This is a genomic window from Roseibium sp. (assembly GCF_050301095.1).
Taxonomy (GTDB): domain Bacteria; phylum Pseudomonadota; class Alphaproteobacteria; order Rhizobiales; family Stappiaceae; genus Roseibium.
In genome coordinates this window covers 1-2,965 of sequence record NZ_JBNKYW010000226.1, presented here as the reverse complement: position 1 = coordinate 2,965, position 2,965 = coordinate 1, and the positions used below count along the sequence as shown (strand labels likewise).

Annotated in this window: 4 protein-coding genes; all 4 read left to right on the top strand. The window is 63.5% G+C overall.

All coding sequences use genetic code 11. From position 1 onward, the window contains the following. The first annotated feature begins 40 nt into the window (after positions 1 to 40). A complete protein-coding gene (locus ACQY7U_RS19965) occupies positions 41 to 799 on the top strand; it encodes a 3-ketoacyl-ACP reductase (protein ID WP_428648325.1) in 759 nt (252 codons plus the stop codon). Positions 800 to 808: 9 nt separating this feature from the next. Continuing rightward, complete coding sequence (locus ACQY7U_RS19960) at positions 809 to 2,401, top strand: GMC family oxidoreductase (protein WP_428648322.1); 1,593 nt, start codon at positions 809 to 811, stop codon at positions 2,399 to 2,401. Beyond that, positions 2,398 to 2,712 carry a Dabb family protein gene (locus ACQY7U_RS19955; protein WP_428648320.1) on the top strand — a complete coding sequence of 105 codons (315 nt, stop codon included), beginning with the start codon at positions 2,398 to 2,400 and terminating at the stop codon, positions 2,710 to 2,712. The genes ACQY7U_RS19960 and ACQY7U_RS19955 overlap by 4 nt, the downstream gene beginning before the upstream one ends. Positions 2,713 to 2,738: 26 nt before the next feature. Further along, the coding region (locus ACQY7U_RS19950; protein ID WP_428648318.1) for a DUF993 family protein at positions 2,739 to 2,965 on the top strand (227 nt) is incomplete at its 3' end.

Genomic DNA, 2,965 nt, shown 5'->3' with positions numbered 1-2,965 from the left:
CGCTTCGGGCCGCCGAGACCATCAAACGGGAACTGAACTCATGAGCAAAGTCGCGCTCGTCACCGGTGGGCAAAAAGGCATCGGCCTTGGCATTGCGGAAACGCTGGCAGGCGCCGGCTATTCCGTTGCGCTCGCCTCCCGCAGCAAACCCGACACTCCGGAAGTCGGTGAAGCCCTCGAAAGGCTTGGGGGCAATGCCGCCTATTTCTCCCACGATATGCAGGATGTCGAGGGCCATGCCGGGCTCCTGGACCGGGTCGAGGAGAGGTTCGGACCTGTCACGACGCTTGCTTCAAACGCGGGCGTTCCGGCAAAGGTGCGCGGCGACATGCTGGACCTTCAGCTCGACAGTTTCGACTTCGTGCTGGGCGTGAACCTGAGGGGCGCTTTCTTCCTGGCGCAGGAGGCGGCCCGACGCATGTTGAAGCTTCGGCAAGACACCTACCGGTCGATCACCTTTGTGACCTCCGTCAGTGCCACGATGGCCTCAATCGAGAGGGCGGAATATTGCATCTCCAAGGCGGGCGCCGCCATGATGGCGGAACTCTTCGCGGTGCGGCTCGCCCCCCATGGCATCGGTGTCTTCGAAATCCGTCCGGGCATCATAGAGACCGGCATGACCGCCGGGGTGAAGGACAAATACACCGCCCGGATCGAAGGCGGACTTGTGCCGGCGGCGCGCTGGGGACAGCCGGCCGATATCGGGTCGACCATCCTGCCGATTGCCGAAGGCCAGATGGCTTTTGCGACCGGCTCCTGCATCGCCGTCGACGGCGGCCTGTCGATCCCGCGGCTCTGAGGGGCAACCATGGAAAAAGGCTACGACTTCATCATCATCGGTGGCGGCAGCGCGGGCTCGGTCGTTGCGGCACGTCTCAGCGAGGATCCGAACGTTCAGGTCCTGCTGCTGGAAGCGGGCGGGCGCGACTGGAACCCGCTCTACCACCTGCCGGCCGGCTTTGCGAAGATGACCAAGGGGATCGGCTCCTGGGGCTGGCACACGGTGCCGCAAAAGCACATGAACGGCCGGGTGTTCCGCTACACACAGGCCAAGGTGATCGGCGGCGGCTCGGCCATCAACGCGCAGATCTATACCCGGGGCAATGCGCTCGATTATGACGAGTGGCGCCAGATGGGCTGCGAGGGCTGGGGCTATGAGGATGTGCTGCCCTATTACCGCAAGGCGGAAGACAACGACACCTACAACAACCGGTATCACGGCCAGGGCGGGCCCCTCGGCGTTTCCAAGCCCTGCGCCCCGCTACCGATCTGCGAAGCCTATTTCGAGGCCGCCCGGGAACTCGGCATTCCGCGCAATGACGACGTGACCGGCGAGAAGCAGGACGGCGTTGCCTATTACCAGCTGACCCAGAAGAACGCCCGCCGGTCCTCGGCGGCCATGGCCTACCTCGCGCCCAACCGGAACCGGGCCAATCTGCACGTGAAGACGGGTGCGCAGGTACGCCGGATCACGGTTGAAAGCGGCCGGGCAACGGGTGTCGAGATGATCGATGGCACCCGCCTGACGGCGGCATCGGAGGTCATTCTGTCTTCCGGCTCCATCGGCTCGCCGCGACTGTTGCAGCTTTCCGGCATCGGGCCTGCGGATCACCTGCATGGCCTCGGCATCGAGGTGGTTTGCGACCAGCCGGAGGTCGGTGCGAACCTGCAGGATCATCTGGATCTTTATTGCATTTGCGAGGTCAGCGGGCCGTTCACCTATGACCGCTATGCGAAGCCGCACTGGTCGGCGATTGCCGGTCTCCAGTATCTCTTCACCAAACGCGGGCCGGTGTCGTCGAGCCTCTTTGAGACGGGAGGGTTCTGGTACGCCGACAGGCAAGCCCGCTCGCCCGATCTCCAGTTCCATCTGGGGCTTGGAACCGGCATTGAATCCGGTGTCGCGGCGATGCCCGAGGGCGGCGTAACGCTGAACTCCTGTTACCTGCGCCCGCGTTCGCGCGGCACGGTGCGCCTCCAAAGCTCCAACCCTGCAGACGCCCCGTTGATTGATCCGAACTATCTGGAAGATCCGCAGGACCGGGAAATGTCGATCCGGGGCTTGAAGCTTACCCAGGAGATCCTGGCGCAGAAACCGCTGAAACCCTTCATCAAGGCCGAGCGGCTTCCGGGGCCCGGTGTGAAGACGGACGAGGACTATTTCCGCTTCATCTGCGAGCATTCCAAGACCTCGCACCATCCCGCAGGCACTTGCCGGATGGGTGCCGACGACAAGGCCGTCGTCGATCCCCGGCTGCGCTTCAAGGGGCTGGAAGGTCTGCGCGTCGTCGATGCCTCGATCATGCCGAGGGTCATTTCCTCCAACACCAATGCTGCGGCCATCATGATCGGCGAAAAGGCCTCCGACATGATCCGTCAGGACCACGGAGCTGCCTCATGATCCGCCACATCGTTCTGATCAAGTTCAAACCGGAGGTTTCGGAAGCCGAGATTTCCGGAATGTTCCAGGAACTTCGCACCATCGAAGCGCAGGTTCCCGGCATTCTCGACATCACTTCCGGTCGAAGCGAAAGTCCGGAGAAGATCGAGCGTGGCTACATGCACGGCTTCGTCGTCGATTTCGAAAGCTGGAACGCGCTCGAAGCCTACCAGACCCATCCCGATCACAAGGCCCTGGGAGCCCGGCTGGTCGCCAATGCGATTGGCGGCCTTGACGGCATCCTCGTGCTGGACATTCCCGTCGCGGACTGAGCGGCGCCTTTTTGCTGGAGTTCAAGATGCTCACTCTTCCCACCACGGACAACCGGCTGGAACCCTACCGGCTGACCGGCGAAGCCCTGACCCCGCGCGCCCCGCGCGTGCCTCTGACGCGCACCGCCTTTGCCGCCGCCCATGTGGTCTCCGATCCCTTGCGCGAGCGCGATCCCTGGGTCGGTTCGCCCGCCGTCGATTGGGATAACACGCTCAAGTTCCGGCACTGGCTGTGGGATCAGGGGCTGGGCCT